Origin of the sequence: Halomonas sp. SIMBA_159 (assembly GCF_046536035.1) — a bacterium.
GTDB classification, from domain to species: Bacteria; Pseudomonadota; Gammaproteobacteria; order Pseudomonadales; family Halomonadaceae; genus Vreelandella; species Vreelandella venusta_A.
Genome location: NZ_JAWJBT010001029.1, coordinates 1 through 255, shown reverse-complemented (window position 1 = coordinate 255; position 255 = coordinate 1). Strand labels below are relative to the sequence as shown.

Annotated in this window: 1 protein-coding gene; it reads right to left on the bottom strand. The window is 48.6% G+C overall.

Annotation, left to right across the window (positions count from 1 at the left end; genetic code table 11):
• Nucleotides 1-32: 32 nt before the first annotated feature.
• On the bottom strand, nt 33-255 hold a 223-nt coding region (locus R0J87_RS22390), incomplete at its 5' end, for a hypothetical protein (RefSeq protein ID WP_498889073.1).

Here is a 255-nt window from a genome sequence, read left to right as displayed (position 1 = left end):
GGGGCTTTTCACAAACGTGATGCGCCGTATGGTCAATCTGGCGGAAAAGCCTCCCAATTGAAATCGTAATGGAAATGGCTGAAGTTGAGCGAAATGGCGGTTTCTGTCGTGAGCGCATCCTCCGGAATGGGGCCCATGATGATCGTATGAGCTTTGCCTTTTTCAATATTCGCCGGAAGCGATAAGGCCCGAGCAGTCTCTGAGCGTGTGTAATCCACAACCTCGTATGGAAAAACATCATAAGAAAATTCGTCT